The following is a 16185-nucleotide window of genomic DNA, read 5'->3' on the forward strand; positions in this document are numbered from 1 at the left end:
CTCTGTGGGCGGTACCCACAGAGCGCCGTTCCTACAGCTCAGTTTTCTATGCAATCCCCACCTGCATGGCTATCATGCCCTCCTCATTGTGAGTCGAGATTGGCATGCTGAAGTTGTTGAAGCTCCTCAAGGATGGCCGGTTCCATTCCGGGCAAGACCTGGGCGCGGCCTTGGGCGTCAGTCGCGCCGCTGTCTGGAAGCAATTGCAGCTTCTTGAGGCTGAGCTGAACCTGCCCATTCATAAAGTCCGTGGCCGCGGATATCAGTTGGCCACGCCGTTGTCGTTGCTGGAAGAATCGGCCATAGCCGAGCTCTCCCGGGGTGAGCAGTGGCCAGCGTTGATATTCGAATCCATCGACTCGACCAACGCCCAGGCCCTGCGCTCGATCGGTGAAGGCCAGGCGGCGCCGTTCCTGGTGCTGGCTGAGCGTCAGGCGGCGGGGCGCGGTCGGCGCGGTCGCCAGTGGGTCAGCCCGTTCGCGGAAAACCTCTACTTCAGCCTGGTGTTGCGTATCGAAGGCGGTATGCGCCAGCTAGAGGGTTTGAGCCTGGTGGTTGGCCTGGCTGTAATGCGTACGCTGCAGGCCTTTGGTGTTTCCGGCGCGGGGCTCAAATGGCCAAATGATGTTCTGGTAAACAATCAGAAGATCGCCGGTATCCTCCTGGAACTGGTCGGTGATCCCGCGGACGTCTGTCACGTTGTGCTGGGGATCGGTATCAACGTCAATATGCAGGTCAATGAGCAGATCGATCAGCTATGGACGTCCGTGCGGCGTGAGACCGGCGTAGCGGTCGATCGCAATAAGCTGGTAGCTACGCTCAGTTACAACTTGCAGCAGGATCTGCAGCGTCATCGGCAATCCGGTTTCGCCGCATTCCAGGCCGAATGGGAGCAGTCCCACCTGTGGCAAGGGGCTGCGGTATCCTTGATTGCCGGGGTCAACCGGATCGATGGCATTGTTTTAGGCATTGACCGGCAAGGGGCGTTGCGCCTCGAGGTTGATGGTGTTGAAAAGAGCTTTAGTGGTGGTGAGCTCAGTTTGAGGTTGCGTGATGATTCTTGAGCTCGATTGCGGCAACAGCTTTATCAAGTGGCGAGTCATCAGTGCTGCTGAGGGCGCCGTTGTTGCCGGCGGCATTGTGGACTCCGACCAGGCCCTGGTAGCTGCCGTCACGGCGCTCCCTGCAGCGCCACGGCGCTGCCGCCTGGTCAGTGTGAGAAGTGAGGAGGAGACAGCCGGCCTTTCGGCGCTGCTCGCCCAGCACTTTGGCTTGAACGTTGTGGTGGCCCAGCCTTCGAAGGAGGTCGCTGGTGTACGTAATGGCTATGAAGATTACCAGCGCCTCGGCCTGGATCGCTGGCTTGCGGTGCTGGGCGGTTTTCACCTGGCCCGTGGCGCGTGCCTGGTGATGGATTTCGGTACGGCGGCCAAGGCTGACTTCGTTTCTGCCGACGGTGAGCACCTGGGTGGCTTCATCTGCCCGGGCATGCCGTTGATGCGTAGCCAGCTGCGTACCCACACGCGACGCATCCGCTATGACGATGCCTCCGCTGAGCGCGCACTGTCGAGCCTCGCGCCTGGGCGTTCTACCGTCGAGGCGGTTGAACGTGGCTGCGTGCACATGCTCCAGGGTTTTGTCCGCTCGCAGCTTGAGCATGCCCATGAGTTGTGGGGTGATGATTTCACTGTGTTGCTGACCGGGGGCGATGCGCTCCTGGTGCAAAAGGCCGCTCCACAGGCCCGGGTGGTTCCGGACCTGGTATTCGTTGGCCTGGCCATGGCTTGTCCCCTGGATTGAGGTGCCTATGCGTTGGTTGTTTCTGTTGTTGGTGGTGCTCAACGTCTTTTATTACGTCTGGCACCAGCAGGAAGCGCCGTTGAAGGCCAAGGAAGTGGCGCCGTTGTCGCTGTACAAGGGGAATCAGCAGGATATTCGTCTGTTGAGTGAGTCGACCAAGGGTAAAACAGCACCTCAGCGGGGCCAGGAATGCCTCTATGTAGGTGGGCTGGTGGAGCAGGAACAGCTAAAAGCATTGCGTCAGCGCTTGCTGAGCCTCGATATTGCCGCTGTTCCGGTGACCGGTCGCCTGGGTGACAGCACCGGTTTGTGGCTGCAGATTGCGCCCCAGAGCCAGCGTTTGCTGGACCAAACCGTGCTCGGGACACTTTCCCATGATTTCAAAGACTTAAAACACAAAATAATGTTGTGCGAGGGTATTGCAACTGGCGAATAGCTTGATAGAATGGCGCCCGCTTCACAGGGAACACCACTCAGGTGGTAGAGCTGGAGGCGGTGTCAAAGCAGCTAAGTTTCAGATTTGATTGAAAAAATTTGAAAAAACGCTTGACACTGGATTGGCATCTGAATAGAATGCCGGCCAAATCTGGAGGGATTCCCGAGCGGTCAAAGGGGACGGACTGTAAATCCGTTGCGAGAGCTTCGAAGGTTCGAATCCTTCTCCCTCCACCAGTTTTAGCGAGAGCCGCAAGCTCCGCGGGTATAGTTTAGTGGTAGAACCTCAGCCTTCCAAGCTGATGATGCGGGTTCGATTCCCGCTACCCGCTCCAAGTTTGCTGCTGTTGCACAGTGTTTCGCTCTTGTAGCTCAGTTGGTAGAGCACACCCTTGGTAAGGGTGAGGTCAGCGGTTCAAATCCGCTCAAGAGCTCCATATAACAAGGCAGATATGAAAATATCTGCCTTTGTTTTAATGGTCGTAATGACTTGCTTGTTTCTTATTGCTGAGGATTGTCTCGATGGCTAAGGAAAAGTTCGATCGTAGTCTGCCGCACGTAAACGTCGGCACCATTGGTCACGTTGACCATGGCAAGACCACGCTGACTGCGGCATTGACCCGCGTCTGCTCCGAAGTTTTCGGTTCGGCCGTCGTTGAATTCGATAAGATCGACAGTGCTCCAGAAGAAAAAGCTCGTGGTATCACCATTAATACCGCGCACGTCGAGTACAACTCGAACATTCGTCACTACGCTCACGTTGACTGCCCAGGTCACGCTGACTACGTGAAGAATATGATCACCGGTGCTGCCCAGATGGACGGCGCGATCCTGGTTTGCTCGGCCGCCGATGGTCCGATGCCGCAGACCCGTGAGCACATCCTGCTGTCCCGTCAGGTTGGCGTTCCGTACATCGTGGTCTTCCTGAACAAGGCTGACCTGGTAGACGACGCTGAGCTGCTGGAGCTGGTCGAGATGGAAGTTCGCGACCTGCTGTCCACCTATGACTTCCCGGGCGACGACACTCCGATCATTATTGGTTCGGCTCGTATGGCTCTGGAAGGCAAAGACGACAACGAAATGGGCACCACCGCTGTCAAAAAGCTGGTTGAGACTCTGGATAGCTACATTCCAGAGCCTGAGCGCGCTATCGACAAGCCGTTCCTGATGCCAATCGAAGACGTATTCTCGATCTCGGGTCGTGGTACCGTTGTTACCGGTCGTATCGAGCGTGGTATCGTCCGCGTTCAGGATGCCCTGGAAATCGTTGGTCTGCGTGATACCACTACCACCACCTGCACCGGCGTTGAGATGTTCCGCAAGCTGCTGGATGAAGGTCGTGCTGGTGAAAACTGCGGCGTTCTACTGCGTGGCACCAAGCGTGACGACGTTGAGCGTGGCCAGGTTCTGGTCAAGCCGGGTTCGGTCAAGCCGCACACCAAGTTCACCGCAGAAGTTTACGTTCTGAGCAAAGAAGAAGGCGGTCGTCATACTCCGTTCTTCAAAGGCTACCGTCCACAGTTCTACTTCCGTACTACTGACGTGACTGGTAACTGCGAGCTGCCAGAAGGCGTTGAAATGGTAATGCCAGGTGACAACATTCAGATGATTGTTACCCTGATCAAAACCATCGCAATGGAAGACGGTCTGCGTTTCGCTATCCGTGAAGGCGGTCGTACCGTCGGTGCCGGTGTAGTAGCGAAGATTATCGAATAAGTAGTTGATTTCTCTCGATCAGGCCGGCATAATGGCCGGCCTGATAAGCTTTTAGGTCAGTAGCTCAATTGGCAGAGCGACGGTCTCCAAAACCGTAGGTTGGGGGTTCGATTCCCTCCTGACCTGCCAGATTCACCTCGTGTGTCTGGCTTTCTTTTCACAGGATTTTCCTAGATGACTCCCAAGGCTGAAGCCCAAGACTCTCGTTTTGATCTGCTCAAGTGGCTGGCTGTTGTCGCTTTGGTGGTCGTTGGTGTTGTGGGTAACCAGTATTACTCTGCCTCGCCGATTCTGTACCGCGTACTTGCACTGCTCGCCCTTGCTGCTGTAGCTGGCTTCGTTGCCCTGCAGACTGCCAAAGGCAAGTCGTTCTTTGCGCTGGCAAAGGAAGCTCGCACCGAGATTCGTAAAGTCGTATGGCCAACCCGTCAAGAAACCATGCAGACCACGCTCATCGTAGTGGCGGTTGTCCTGGTAATGGCGTTGCTGCTGTGGGGTCTCGACTCCCTGCTCGGTTGGTTGATTTCCTTGATTGTTGGCTAAGGGTGTCCCGTGGCTAAGCGTTGGTACGTTGTGCATGCTTACTCGGGTTACGAGAAGCATGTAATGCGCTCGCTGATCGAGCGCGTAAAGCTGGCTGGCATGGAAGATGGCTTCGGCGAAATTCTGGTCCCCACTGAAGAAGTGGTTGAGATGCGCAATGGCCAGAAGCGCAAAAGTGAGCGTAAGTTCTTCCCAGGTTATGTGCTGGTCCAGATGGACATGAACGAAGGGACTTGGCACTTGGTCAAGGATACCCCTCGCGTCATGGGCTTCATTGGTGGTACTGCAGACAAGCCTGCGCCGATCACCGACAAAGAAGCCGAGGCCATTCTGCGTCGTGTTGCCGATGGCAGCGACAAGCCGAAGCCGAAGACTCTGTTCGAGCCGGGCGAAGTGGTTCGTGTTATCGACGGTCCGTTTGCTGATTTCAACGGTACCGTTGAAGAAGTTAACTACGAGAAGAGCCGGATCCAAGTGGCCGTGCTTATTTTCGGTCGCTCTACCCCGGTAGAGCTCGAGTTCAGCCAGGTCGAGAAGGTCTAGCCGAACAAAGCATCCCATACCCCGCAGCCCTATGTGCTGCGGGGTTTTGTCGTCACTGGGATAAAACGCAAGTCATCCGGGGAGCCTTCTGGCGTTCGTACCCGATATTGGAGTAGCTCATGGCTAAGAAGATTCAGGCTTACATCAAGCTGCAAGTAAAGGCCGGCCAGGCCAACCCAAGCCCACCCGTTGGTCCAGCACTGGGTCAGCACGGTGTGAACATCATGGAATTCTGCAAGGCCTTCAACGCCCGTACTCAGGGTCAAGAAGCCGGCCTGCCGACTCCTGTGATCATCACTGTTTACAGTGACCGCAGCTTCACCTTCGAAACCAAAAGCACCCCTGCTTCGGTTCTGCTGAAGAAAGCAGCTGGCCTGACCAGCGGTTCTGCACGTCCGAACACCGTTAAAGTCGGTACTGTGACCCGTGCTCAGCTGGAAGAGATCGCAAAAACCAAAAATGCTGATCTGACCGCTGCTGACATGGATGCGGCCGTGCGTACCATCGCCGGTTCCGCTCGCAGCATGGGCCTCAACGTGGAGGGTGTGTAATGGCTAAGCTGACCAAGCGCCAAAAGGCCATTGCTTCGAAAATCGAAGCAGGCAAAGTCTACAACTTCGAAGAAGCAGCAGTACTGCTGGCCGAACTGTCCACCGTGAAGTTCAGCGAATCCTTCGACGTTGCTGTCAACCTCGGTGTTGACCCACGTAAATCCGACCAGGTCGTTCGTAGCGCTACCGTGCTGCCACACGGCACTGGCAAGACCGTACGTGTAGCTGTCTTCACCCAGGGTCCTGCTGCTGAAGCCGCTCTGGCTGCCGGCGCTGACCGCGTTGGTATGGACGATCTGGCTGCCGAAATGAAAGGCGGCGACCTGAACTATGACGTCGTAATTGCTTCCCCGGACGCAATGCGTGTTGTAGGTCAGCTGGGTCAGGTTCTGGGTCCTCGCGGCCTGATGCCTAACCCTAAAGTCGGTACCGTAACTCCAGACGTAGCCACCGCGGTTAAAAACGCCAAGGCTGGTCAGGTTCGTTATCGCACCGACAAAAACGGCATCATCCACACCTCCGTTGGCAAAGTCGGCTTTGAAGCTGGCAAGCTGAAGGAAAACGTTGAAGCCCTGATCGCTGATCTGAAGCGTATCAAGCCAGCTTCCTCGAAAGGTATCTACGTCAAGCGCGTTACCCTGAGCACCACCATGGGCCCAGGTCTGGTCATCGACCAGAGCTCGCTGAGCGCGTAAGACAAAACCCGGTGCGAGCGATCGCACCAGGTTGAAAAAATTGGGGTCCCTGCCTGGCGGGGGCTATCCAAGACCGTAGGCGGCGCAAGTCTTAAACCTCAAGCCTACGCAGATGGTGCTCCCGGTTCCTTACCGAATCAGACACCAAAACGACATCCGGCTTCGGCCAGATGAAACGGTAACAAGCAGGAGTTAAACCCGTGGCAATTAAACTCGAAGACAAGAAGGCCATCGTCGCTGAAGTCAACGAGGCTGCCAAAGTCGCTCTGTCCGCTGTCGTGGCTGATGCCCGTGGTGTGACTGTAGGCGCAATGACCGGACTCCGTAAAGAGGCTCGTGAAGCTGGCGTATACGTACGTGTCGTACGTAACACCCTGCTCAAGCGCGCTGTTGCTGACACTGAATTCAGTGTCCTCAACGACGTCTTCACCGGCCCGACCCTGATCGCTTTCTCCAACGAACACCCGGGCGCTGCTGCTCGTCTGTTCAAAGAGTTCGCCAAGGGTCAGGACAAGTTCGAGATCAAGGCAGCTGCGTTTGATGGCAAGTTCCTTGCCGCTAACCAGATCGACGTGTTGGCTACCCTGCCGACCCGCGACGAGGCCATTGCGAAGCTGATGAGCGTGATCCAAGGCGCTACCAGCAAGCTGGCTCGTACCCTGGCAGCCGTTCGCGACCAGAAAGAAGCTGCTGCTGCCTAAGGCACCGCAAGCCCTTTCAAAATCATATGTTTAATTTGATGGCTGCGTAAGCTGTCACCCCAATACAGGATTCAAGTCATGTCTCTGACTAACGAACAAATCATCGAAGCAATCGGCCAGAAAACCGTTCTGGAAGTTGTTGAGCTGATCAAAGCAATGGAAGAAACCTTCGGCGTTACCGCTGCTGTTGCCGCTGCTGGCCCAGCTGCTGCCGCTGCCGTTGTTGAAGAGCAAACCGAATTCAACGTGGTTCTGCTTGAAGCTGGCGAGAAGAAAGTCAACGTGATCAAGGCCGTTCGTGAACTGACCGGTCTGGGCCTGAAAGAAGCCAAAGAGAAAGTTGACGGCGCTCCTCAGGTTGTCGCTGAAGGCGTTTCGAAAGAAGCCGCTGAAGACGCCAAGAAGAAGCTGGAAGAAGCAGGCGCTAAAGTCGAACTCAAGTAATTTCGACTTTGCGACTCCAGCCCGAGCGCTAAGCAAACGGCTGATGGCTGGTGGCTCTTGCCACCGGCCTTTTTCCGTTATTGGCAGCTGACCAGGTCGGCGCCGATAACGAGCTGCAACCACCAATGATGGTGGCGCAAACCAAGGGGTTTGCACGATTTTCTGGCTGCTCCCGTCGGGAGAAGCCAAACAAGCAGGTGACCAAGCTGGGGAACGCTGATGGCTTACTCATACACTGAGAAAAAACGTATCCGCAAGGACTTTAGCAAGTTGCCGGACGTCATGGATGTGCCTTACCTCCTGGCCATCCAGCTGGATTCGTATCGTGAATTCTTGCAAGCGGGAGCGACCAAAGATCAGTTCCGCGACGTGGGCCTGCATGCGGCCTTCAAATCGGTTTTCCCGATCATCAGCTACTCCGGCAATGCTGCCCTGGAGTACGTTGGCTATCGTCTGGGCGAACCGGCTTTTGATGTCAAAGAATGCGTACTGCGTGGCGTGACCTACGCGGTTCCGCTGCGGGTAAAAGTCCGCCTGATCATTTTCGACAAAGAATCGTCGAACAAAGCGATCAAGGACATCAAAGAGCAAGAAGTCTACATGGGTGAAATCCCCCTGATGACTGAAAACGGTACCTTCGTAATCAACGGTACCGAGCGTGTTATCGTTTCCCAGCTGCACCGTTCGCCGGGCGTGTTCTTCGATCACGACCGCGGCAAGACGCACAGCTCTGGCAAACTGCTGTACTCGGCGCGGATCATTCCTTACCGCGGCTCGTGGTTGGACTTCGAATTCGATCCGAAAGACTGTGTATTCGTCCGTATCGACCGTCGTCGCAAACTGCCTGCGTCGGTTCTGCTGCGCGCGCTGGGCTATAGCACTGAAGAAGTGCTGGATGCCTTCTACACCACCAACGTCTTCCACGTGTCGGGCGAGAAGCTCAGCCTGGAACTGGTGCCTCAGCGCCTGCGTGGTGAAGTTGCGGTCATGGACATCCATGACGAAACCGGCAAGGTCATTGTCGAGCAAGGTCGTCGTATCACCGCTCGTCACATCAACCAGCTGGAAAAAGCTGGCGTCAAGCAACTGGACGTGCCGCTGGAATACGTCCTGGGTCGCACCACCGCCAAGGCGATCGTGCACCCGGCTACCGGCGAGATCCTGGCTGAGTGCAACACCGAACTGTCCACCGACGTCCTGGTGAAAATCGCCAAGGCCCAGGTTGTCCGTATCGAGACCCTGTACACCAACGACATCGACTGCGGTCCGTTCATCTCGGATACCCTGAAGATCGACTCCACCAGCAACCAACTGGAAGCGCTGGTCGAGATCTATCGCATGATGCGTCCTGGCGAACCGCCAACCAAGGATGCCGCCGAGACCCTGTTCAACAACCTGTTCTTCAGCGCCGAGCGTTACGACCTGTCGGCCGTTGGTCGCATGAAGTTCAACCGTCGTATCGGTCGCACCGAGATCGAAGGTTCGGGCGTGCTGAGCAAGGAAGATATCGTCGAGGTCCTCAAGACCCTGGTCGACATCCGTAACGGCAAAGGCATCGTCGACGACATCGACCACCTGGGTAACCGTCGCGTCCGTTGTGTCGGCGAGATGGCCGAGAACCAGTTCCGCGTTGGCCTGGTGCGTGTAGAACGCGCGGTCAAAGAGCGCCTGTCGATGGCTGAAAGCGAAGGCCTGATGCCTCAGGACCTGATCAACGCCAAGCCGGTTGCGGCGGCGGTGAAAGAGTTCTTCGGCTCCAGCCAGCTCTCGCAGTTCATGGACCAGAACAACCCGCTGTCCGAGATCACCCACAAGCGTCGTGTCTCCGCACTCGGCCCTGGTGGTCTGACCCGTGAGCGCGCAGGCTTCGAAGTCCGTGACGTACACCCGACCCACTACGGCCGTGTGTGCCCGATCGAGACTCCTGAAGGTCCGAACATCGGTCTGATCAACTCCCTGGCTGCGTACGCTCGCACCAACCAGTACGGCTTCCTGGAAAGCCCGTACCGCGTGGTGAAAGAGGGCGTGGTTACCGACGACATCGTGTTCCTGTCGGCGATCGAAGAAGCTGATCACGTCATCGCCCAGGCTTCGGCCACGATGAACGAGAAGAAGCACCTGATCGACGAGCTGGTAGCTGTTCGTCACCTGAACGAATTCACCGTCAAGGCGCCGGAAGACGTCACCCTGATGGACGTTTCGCCGAAACAGGTAGTTTCGGTTGCAGCGTCGCTGATTCCGTTCCTCGAGCACGACGACGCCAACCGTGCGTTGATGGGTTCGAACATGCAGCGTCAGGCTGTACCAACCCTGCGTGCCGACAAGCCGCTGGTCGGTACCGGCATGGAGCGCAACGTTGCCCGTGACTCCGGCGTTTGCGTCGTGGCTCGTCGTGGTGGCGTCATCGACTCCGTCGATGCCAGCCGTATCGTTGTTCGTGTTGCCGATGACGAAGTTGAGACCGGTGAAGCCGGTGTCGACATCTACAACCTGACCAAATACACCCGTTCGAACCAGAACACCTGCATCAACCAGCGTCCGCTGGTGAACAAGGGTGATGCGGTTCAGCGTGGCGACATCATGGCCGACGGCCCGTCCACCGACATGGGTGAACTGGCTCTGGGTCAGAACATGCGCATCGCGTTCATGGCGTGGAACGGCTTCAACTTCGAAGACTCCATCTGCCTGTCCGAGCGTGTGGTTCAGGAAGACCGCTTCACCACGATCCACATCCAGGAACTGACCTGTGTGGCCCGTGACACCAAGCTTGGCCCAGAGGAAATCACCGCGGACATCCCGAACGTCGGTGAAGCTGCGCTGAACAAGCTGGACGAAGCCGGTATCGTTTATGTTGGTGCTGAAGTTGGCGCTGGCGACATCCTGGTCGGCAAGGTAACGCCAAAAGGCGAAACCCAGCTGACTCCGGAAGAGAAACTGCTGCGCGCGATCTTCGGTGAGAAGGCCAGCGACGTCAAAGACACCTCCCTGCGCGTGCCTACCGGCACCAAAGGTACTGTCATCGACGTGCAGGTCTTCACCCGTGATGGCGTCGAGCGCGACAGCCGTGCGCTGTCCATCGAGAAGATGCAGCTGGACGAGATCCGCAAGGACCTCAACGAAGAGTTCCGCATCGTCGAAGGCGCAACCTTCGAACGTCTGCGTTCGGCCCTGAACGGCCAGGTTGTCGACGGTGGTGCAGGCCTGAAGAAAGGCACTGTGATCACCAACGAAGTCCTGGACGGTCTGGAGCACGGCCAGTGGTTCAAGCTGCGCATGGCCGAAGACGCGCTGAACGAGCAGCTCGAGAAGGCCCAGGCCTACATCGTTGATCGTCGCCGTCTGCTGGACGACAAGTTCGAAGACAAGAAGCGCAAGCTGCAGCAGGGCGATGACCTGGCACCGGGCGTACTGAAGATCGTCAAGGTCTACCTGGCAATCCGTCGCCGCATCCAGCCGGGCGACAAGATGGCCGGTCGTCACGGTAACAAGGGTGTGGTCTCGGTGATCATGCCGGTTGAAGACATGCCGCACGACGCCAACGGTACTCCGGTCGACGTGGTACTCAACCCGTTGGGTGTACCATCGCGTATGAACGTTGGTCAGATCCTTGAAACCCACCTGGGCCTGGCGGCTAAAGGTCTGGGCGAGAAGATCAACCGCATGCTCGAAGAGCAGCGCAAGGTCATCGAGCTGCGCAAGTTCCTCACCGAGATCTACAACGAGATCGGTGGTCGTCAGGAAGAACTGGAGACCTTCTCCGACCAGGAAATCCTGGACCTGGCGAAGAACCTCAAAGGCGGTGTGCCAATGGCCACTCCAGTCTTCGACGGTGCCAAGGAAAGCGAGATCAAGGCCATGCTGAAACTGGCAGACATGCCAGAAAGCGGTCAGATGCAGCTGTTCGACGGCCGTACCGGCAACAAGTTCGAGCGTCATGTGACCGTTGGCTACATGTACATGCTCAAGCTGAACCACTTGGTGGACGACAAGATGCACGCGCGTTCCACTGGTTCTTACAGCCTGGTTACCCAGCAGCCGCTGGGTGGTAAGGCGCAGTTCGGTGGTCAGCGTTTCGGGGAGATGGAAGTGTGGGCGCTGGAAGCATACGGCGCGGCATACACCCTGCAAGAAATGCTCACAGTGAAGTCGGACGACGTGAACGGTCGGACCAAGATGTATAAAAACATCGTGGACGGCGATCACCGTATGGAGCCGGGCATGCCCGAGTCCTTCAACGTGTTGATCAAAGAGATCCGTTCGCTCGGTATCGATATCGATCTGGAAACCGAATAACACGTGACGCGAATCGGGAGCGTGGCTGAAAAGCCCGCTCCCTGCTCCGCCAGGAGGAAAGGCCTTGAAAGACCTACTGAATTTGCTGAAAAACCAGGGTCAAGTCGAAGAGTTCGACGCCATCCGTATCGGATTGGCCTCGCCTGAGATGATCCGTTCGTGGTCGTTCGGTGAAGTTAAAAAGCCGGAAACCATCAACTACCGTACGTTCAAACCTGAGCGTGACGGCCTGTTCTGCGCCAAGATCTTTGGCCCAGTCAAGGACTACGAGTGCCTGTGCGGTAAGTACAAGCGCCTGAAACACCGCGGCGTGATCTGCGAGAAGTGCGGCGTTGAAGTCGCCCTGGCCAAGGTTCGTCGTGAGCGCATGGCGCACATCGAACTGGCTTCGCCGGTTGCCCACATCTGGTTCCTGAAATCGCTGCCGTCCCGTATCGGCCTGCTGATGGACATGACCCTGCGTGATATCGAGCGCGTTCTCTACTTCGAGAGCTACGTCGTTATCGACCCGGGCATGACCACTCTGGAAAAAGGCCAACTGCTCAACGACGAGCAGTACTTCGAAGCGCTGGAAGAGTTCGGTGATGACTTCGACGCCCGCATGGGTGCCGAAGCTGTCCGCGAGCTGCTGCACGCTATCGACCTGGAGCACGAGATCGGTCGCCTGCGCGAAGAGATTCCGCAGACCAACTCGGAAACCAAGATCAAGAAGCTGTCCAAGCGCCTGAAACTGATGGAAGCCTTCCAGGGCTCGGGCAACCTGCCTGAGTGGATGGTCCTGACCGTTCTGCCGGTTCTGCCGCCAGACCTGCGTCCATTGGTTCCGCTGGATGGCGGTCGCTTCGCGACTTCCGACCTGAACGACCTGTATCGTCGGGTGATCAACCGTAACAACCGTCTGAAGCGCCTGCTCGACCTGTCCGCGCCGGACATTATCGTGCGCAACGAAAAGCGCATGCTGCAGGAAGCGGTCGACGCCTTGCTGGATAACGGCCGTCGCGGTCGTGCCATCACTGGCTCGAACAAGCGTCCTCTGAAATCCCTGGCCGACATGATCAAGGGTAAGCAAGGTCGTTTCCGTCAGAACTTGCTCGGTAAGCGCGTTGACTACTCCGGCCGTTCGGTAATTACCGTAGGTCCGACCCTGCGTCTGCACCAGTGCGGTCTGCCGAAGAAGATGGCTCTCGAGCTGTTCAAACCGTTCATTTTCGGCAAGCTGGAAATGCGTGGTCTGGCGACCACCATCAAGGCTGCCAAGAAGATGGTCGAGCGCGAGCTGCCAGAGGTTTGGGACGTTCTCGCCGAAGTGATTCGCGAACACCCCGTACTGCTCAACCGTGCACCGACCCTTCACCGTCTGGGCATCCAGGCGTTTGAACCGGTACTGATCGAAGGTAAGGCTATCCAGCTGCACCCGCTGGTCTGTGCTGCGTACAACGCCGACTTCGACGGTGACCAAATGGCCGTTCACGTGCCGCTGACGCTGGAAGCCCAGCTCGAAGCGCGCGCGCTGATGATGTCGACCAACAACATTCTGTCGCCAGCCAACGGTGAGCCAATCATCGTTCCGTCGCAGGACGTTGTACTGGGTCTGTACTACATGACCCGCGAAGCCATCAACGCCAAGGGCGAAGGTCGCGTATTCGCCGACCTGCAGGAAGTCGACCGCGTGTTCCGCGCCGGCGAAGCTGCCCTGCACGCCAAGATCAAGGTTCGTATCAACGAAACCGTAAACGATCGTGATGGCGGCAGCGTCAAGAACACCCGTATCGTCGACACCACCGTCGGCCGTGCTCTGCTGTTCCAGGTTGTTCCACCAGGTCTGTCGTACGACGTGGTCAACCAGCCAATGAAGAAAAAGGCGATCTCCAAGCTGATCAACCAGTGCTACCGCGTGGTTGGTCTGAAAGAGACCGTGATCTTCGCTGACCAGCTGATGTACACCGGTTTTGCCTACTCGACCATCTCCGGTGTTTCCATCGGTGTTAACGACTTCGTTATCCCGGATGAAAAAGCCCGCATCATCGGTGCTGCCACCGATGAAGTGAAAGAGATCGAGAGCCAGTACGCCTCCGGCCTGGTAACCCAGGGCGAGAAGTACAACAAAGTCATCGACTTGTGGTCCAAGGCGAACGACGAAGTGTCCAAGGCGATGATGACCAACCTCTCGAAAGAGAAAGTCATCGACCGCAATGGCGACGAAGTCGAGCAAGAGTCCTTCAACTCGATGTACATGATGGCTGACTCCGGTGCCCGGGGTTCGGCAGCTCAGATTCGTCAGTTGGCCGGTATGCGTGGTCTGATGGCCAAGCCGGACGGCTCGATCATCGAGACGCCGATCACCGCGAACTTCCGTGAAGGTCTGAGCGTTCTCCAGTACTTCATCTCGACTCACGGTGCTCGTAAAGGTCTTGCGGATACCGCGTTGAAAACCGCGAACTCCGGTTACCTGACCCGTCGTCTGGTAGACGTTGCCCAGGATCTGGTCGTGACCGAGATCGACTGCGGCACCGAGCAAGGCCTGCTGATGACGCCGCACATTGAAGGCGGCGACGTTGTAGAGCCGCTGGGTGAGCGTGTACTGGGTCGTGTTATTGCCCGTGACGTGTTCAAGCCAGGCACCGACGACGTTATCGTTCCGGCCGGTACCCTGGTCGACGAGAAGTGGGTCGAGTTCATCGAGCTGAACAGCATCGACGAAGTGATCGTGCGTTCGCCGATCAGCTGCGAAACCCGCTACGGCATCTGCGCCAAGTGCTACGGTCGTGACCTGGCTCGCGGTCACCAGGTGAACATCGGTGAAGCGGTCGGCGTTATCGCTGCCCAGTCGATCGGTGAGCCGGGTACCCAGCTGACCATGCGTACGTTCCACATCGGTGGTGCTGCAAGCCGGACCTCGGCTGCCGACAGCGTCCAGGTGAAGAACGGCGGTATGGTTCGCCTGCACAACCTGAAACAGGTTGAGCGTGCCGACGGTAATCTGGTTGCCGTATCGCGTTCCGGTGAGTTGGCGATTGCCGACGAATTCGGTCGTGAGCGTGAGCGCTACAAGCTGCCTTACGGTGCGGTCATTTCCGTGAAGGAAGGCGACAAGGTCGACGCTGGCGCAATCGTCGCCAAGTGGGACCCGCACACCCACCCGATCGTTACCGAAATGAAAGGTACCGTGACCTTCGTGGGCATGGAAGAAGGCATCACCATCAAGCGTCAGACTGACGAATTGACTGGTTTGACCAACATTGAAGTTCTGGACGTCAAAGACCGTCCGGCTGCAGGTAAGGAAATCCGTCCTGCAATCAAGATGGTCGACGCTAATGGCAAGGATCTGCTGCTGCCAGGTACCGACGTACCGGCTCAGTACTTCCTGCCGGCGAACGCCCTGGTTGGTGTGGCCGACGGTGCCCAGATCGGTGTCGGTGACGTTATCGCGCGTATCCCGCAAGAAACGTCGAAGACCCGTGACATCACCGGTGGTCTGCCGCGGGTTGCCGACTTGTTCGAAGCCCGTCGTCCGAAAGAAGCCTCGATTCTGGCTGAAGTCAGCGGCACCATCGCCTTCGGTAAAGAGACCAAGGGCAAGCGCCGTCTGGTCATCACCCCGAACGATGGCAGCGATCCGTACGAAGAGCTGATTCCGAAGTGGCGTCACCTGAACGTCTTCGAAGGCGAGCAAGTGAACCGCGGCGAAGTTATCTCCGACGGTCCGAGCGATCCGCACGACATCCTGCGTCTGCTGGGTGTCAGCGCGCTGGCCAAGTACATCGTCAACGAGATTCAGGACGTTTACCGTCTGCAAGGCGTGAAGATCAACGACAAGCACATCGAAACCATTTTGCGTCAGATGCTGCGCAAGGTTGAGATTGCCGAGTCGGGTGATTCCAGCTTCATCAAGGGCGACCAGATGGAACTGACCCATGTACTGGTAGAGAACGAGCGCCTTGGCGCCGAAGACAAGTTTGTCTCCAAGTTCACTCGCGTACTGCTGGGTATCACCAAGGCCTCGCTGTCCACCGAATCGTTCATCTCGGCGGCTTCCTTCCAGGAAACCACCCGCGTACTGACCGAAGCGGCGGTAACCGGCAAGCGCGATTACCTGCGCGGCCTGAAAGAAAACGTGGTCGTGGGTCGTTTGATCCCGGCCGGTACCGGTCTGGCCTACCACAGCGAGCGCAAGCGTCGCCGTGATGCCGACAAGCCGCTGCGCGTAAGTGCCAGTGAGGTGGAAGCCGCACTGACCGAAGCGCTGAATTCCAGCGGTAACTGAAAGTAGGACGGGGCCTCGGCAAGCCTGTTTTGGCCATCGGTGACATAATTTGTTGCCGATGACCGGAAGGGGAGGGCCGGGGCCTTGTCTTGACTGGGGGCAAGATCCTCTTTAGACTCTTGTACCCCTAAATTTGGTGGGACTCCGTCCTGCCAATTTTTGCTTTTCTTGCAAGACAATAGCGTCGCAAGACAACAGTG

12 protein-coding genes and 4 tRNA genes are annotated in these 16185 nt (G+C 57.3%); all 16 read left to right on the plus strand.

Annotated features, from left to right (window positions below; genetic code table 11):
• Positions 1–104: 104 nt before the first annotated feature.
• The 16 genes from birA (at position 105) to rpoC (ending at position 15985) form a co-directional block, all read left to right on the plus strand.
• Positions 105–1064, plus strand: a complete 960-nt coding sequence (birA, locus tag F8N82_RS00005; RefSeq protein ID WP_038998476.1) for a bifunctional biotin--[acetyl-CoA-carboxylase] ligase/biotin operon repressor BirA — start codon at positions 105–107, stop codon at positions 1062–1064.
• Positions 1054–1800, plus strand: coding sequence for a pantothenate kinase (locus F8N82_RS00010; protein WP_038998477.1), 747 nt, complete (start codon positions 1054–1056; stop codon positions 1798–1800). Before birA ends, F8N82_RS00010 begins: the two co-directional genes overlap by 11 nt.
• Before the next feature lie 7 nt (positions 1801–1807).
• Positions 1808–2236, plus strand: a complete 429-nt coding sequence (locus F8N82_RS00015; RefSeq protein ID WP_038998478.1) for a hypothetical protein — start codon at positions 1808–1810, stop codon at positions 2234–2236.
• Between the two features lie 152 nt (positions 2237–2388).
• Positions 2389–2472 (plus strand) — tRNA-Tyr (locus F8N82_RS00020).
• A gap of 24 nt (positions 2473–2496) precedes the next feature.
• Positions 2497–2570: transfer RNA gene (locus tag F8N82_RS00025), tRNA-Gly, on the plus strand.
• 26 nt (positions 2571–2596) lie between these two features.
• A tRNA-Thr gene (locus tag F8N82_RS00030) sits at positions 2597–2672 on the plus strand.
• A gap of 85 nt (positions 2673–2757) precedes the next feature.
• Positions 2758–3951, plus strand: coding sequence for an elongation factor Tu (tuf, locus tag F8N82_RS00035; protein WP_038998479.1), 1194 nt, complete (start codon positions 2758–2760; stop codon positions 3949–3951).
• 53 nt (positions 3952–4004) lie between these two features.
• Positions 4005–4080: transfer RNA gene (locus tag F8N82_RS00040), tRNA-Trp, on the plus strand.
• Positions 4081–4125: 45 nt separating this feature from the next.
• The gene (gene secE, locus F8N82_RS00045; RefSeq protein WP_028944936.1) at positions 4126–4494 is read left to right on the plus strand and encodes a preprotein translocase subunit SecE; all 369 of its coding nucleotides are present in this window, start codon (positions 4126–4128) and stop codon (positions 4492–4494) included.
• A gap of 9 nt (positions 4495–4503) precedes the next feature.
• Entirely contained in the window at positions 4504–5037 is a 534-nt protein-coding gene (nusG, locus tag F8N82_RS00050) for a transcription termination/antitermination protein NusG (RefSeq protein WP_010220294.1), read from the plus strand.
• 119 nt (positions 5038–5156) lie between these two features.
• The gene (rplK, locus tag F8N82_RS00055; RefSeq protein WP_010220295.1) at positions 5157–5588 is read left to right on the plus strand and encodes a 50S ribosomal protein L11; all 432 of its coding nucleotides are present in this window, start codon (positions 5157–5159) and stop codon (positions 5586–5588) included.
• Entirely contained in the window at positions 5588–6283 is a 696-nt protein-coding gene (gene rplA, locus F8N82_RS00060; protein ID WP_010220296.1) for a 50S ribosomal protein L1, read from the plus strand. Before rplK ends, rplA begins: the two co-directional genes overlap by 1 nt.
• Positions 6284–6483: 200 nt before the next feature.
• Positions 6484–6984 (plus strand): 50S ribosomal protein L10, encoded by a 501-nt coding sequence (gene rplJ, locus F8N82_RS00065; protein WP_038998480.1) that lies wholly within the window; start codon positions 6484–6486, stop codon positions 6982–6984.
• A 78-nt stretch (positions 6985–7062) separates the two neighbouring features.
• Positions 7063–7428, plus strand: coding sequence for a 50S ribosomal protein L7/L12 (gene rplL / locus F8N82_RS00070; protein WP_033703494.1), 366 nt, complete (start codon positions 7063–7065; stop codon positions 7426–7428).
• A 219-nt stretch (positions 7429–7647) separates the two neighbouring features.
• Positions 7648–11721: a DNA-directed RNA polymerase subunit beta gene (gene rpoB / locus F8N82_RS00075; RefSeq protein WP_038998482.1), complete on the plus strand. Its 4074-nt coding sequence runs from the start codon at positions 7648–7650 to the stop codon at positions 11719–11721.
• A 64-nt stretch (positions 11722–11785) separates the two neighbouring features.
• Positions 11786–15985 carry a DNA-directed RNA polymerase subunit beta' gene (gene rpoC / locus F8N82_RS00080; RefSeq protein WP_038998483.1) on the plus strand — a complete coding sequence of 1400 codons (4200 nt, stop codon included), beginning with the start codon at positions 11786–11788 and terminating at the stop codon, positions 15983–15985.
• Positions 15986–16185 lie beyond the last annotated feature (200 nt).

Source organism: Pseudomonas fluorescens (assembly GCF_902497775.2).
GTDB classification, from domain to species: Bacteria; Pseudomonadota; Gammaproteobacteria; order Pseudomonadales; family Pseudomonadaceae; genus Aquipseudomonas; species Aquipseudomonas putida_F.

Coding starts and splice junctions, on each gene's coding strand:
- rplK (WP_010220295.1), top strand. CDS start 5,157: ATGGCTAAGAAGATTCAGGCTTACATCAAGCTGCAAGTAAAGGCCGGC.
- F8N82_RS00010 (WP_038998477.1), top strand. CDS start 1,054: ATGATTCTTGAGCTCGATTGCGGCAACAGCTTTATCAAGTGGCGAGTC.
- tuf (WP_038998479.1), top strand. CDS start 2,758: ATGGCTAAGGAAAAGTTCGATCGTAGTCTGCCGCACGTAAACGTCGGC.
- rplL (WP_033703494.1), top strand. CDS start 7,063: ATGTCTCTGACTAACGAACAAATCATCGAAGCAATCGGCCAGAAAACC.
- F8N82_RS00015 (WP_038998478.1), top strand. CDS start 1,808: ATGCGTTGGTTGTTTCTGTTGTTGGTGGTGCTCAACGTCTTTTATTAC.
- secE (WP_028944936.1), top strand. CDS start 4,126: ATGACTCCCAAGGCTGAAGCCCAAGACTCTCGTTTTGATCTGCTCAAG.
- birA (WP_038998476.1), top strand. CDS start 105: ATGCTGAAGTTGTTGAAGCTCCTCAAGGATGGCCGGTTCCATTCCGGG.
- rplA (WP_010220296.1), top strand. CDS start 5,588: ATGGCTAAGCTGACCAAGCGCCAAAAGGCCATTGCTTCGAAAATCGAA.
- rpoB (WP_038998482.1), top strand. CDS start 7,648: ATGGCTTACTCATACACTGAGAAAAAACGTATCCGCAAGGACTTTAGC.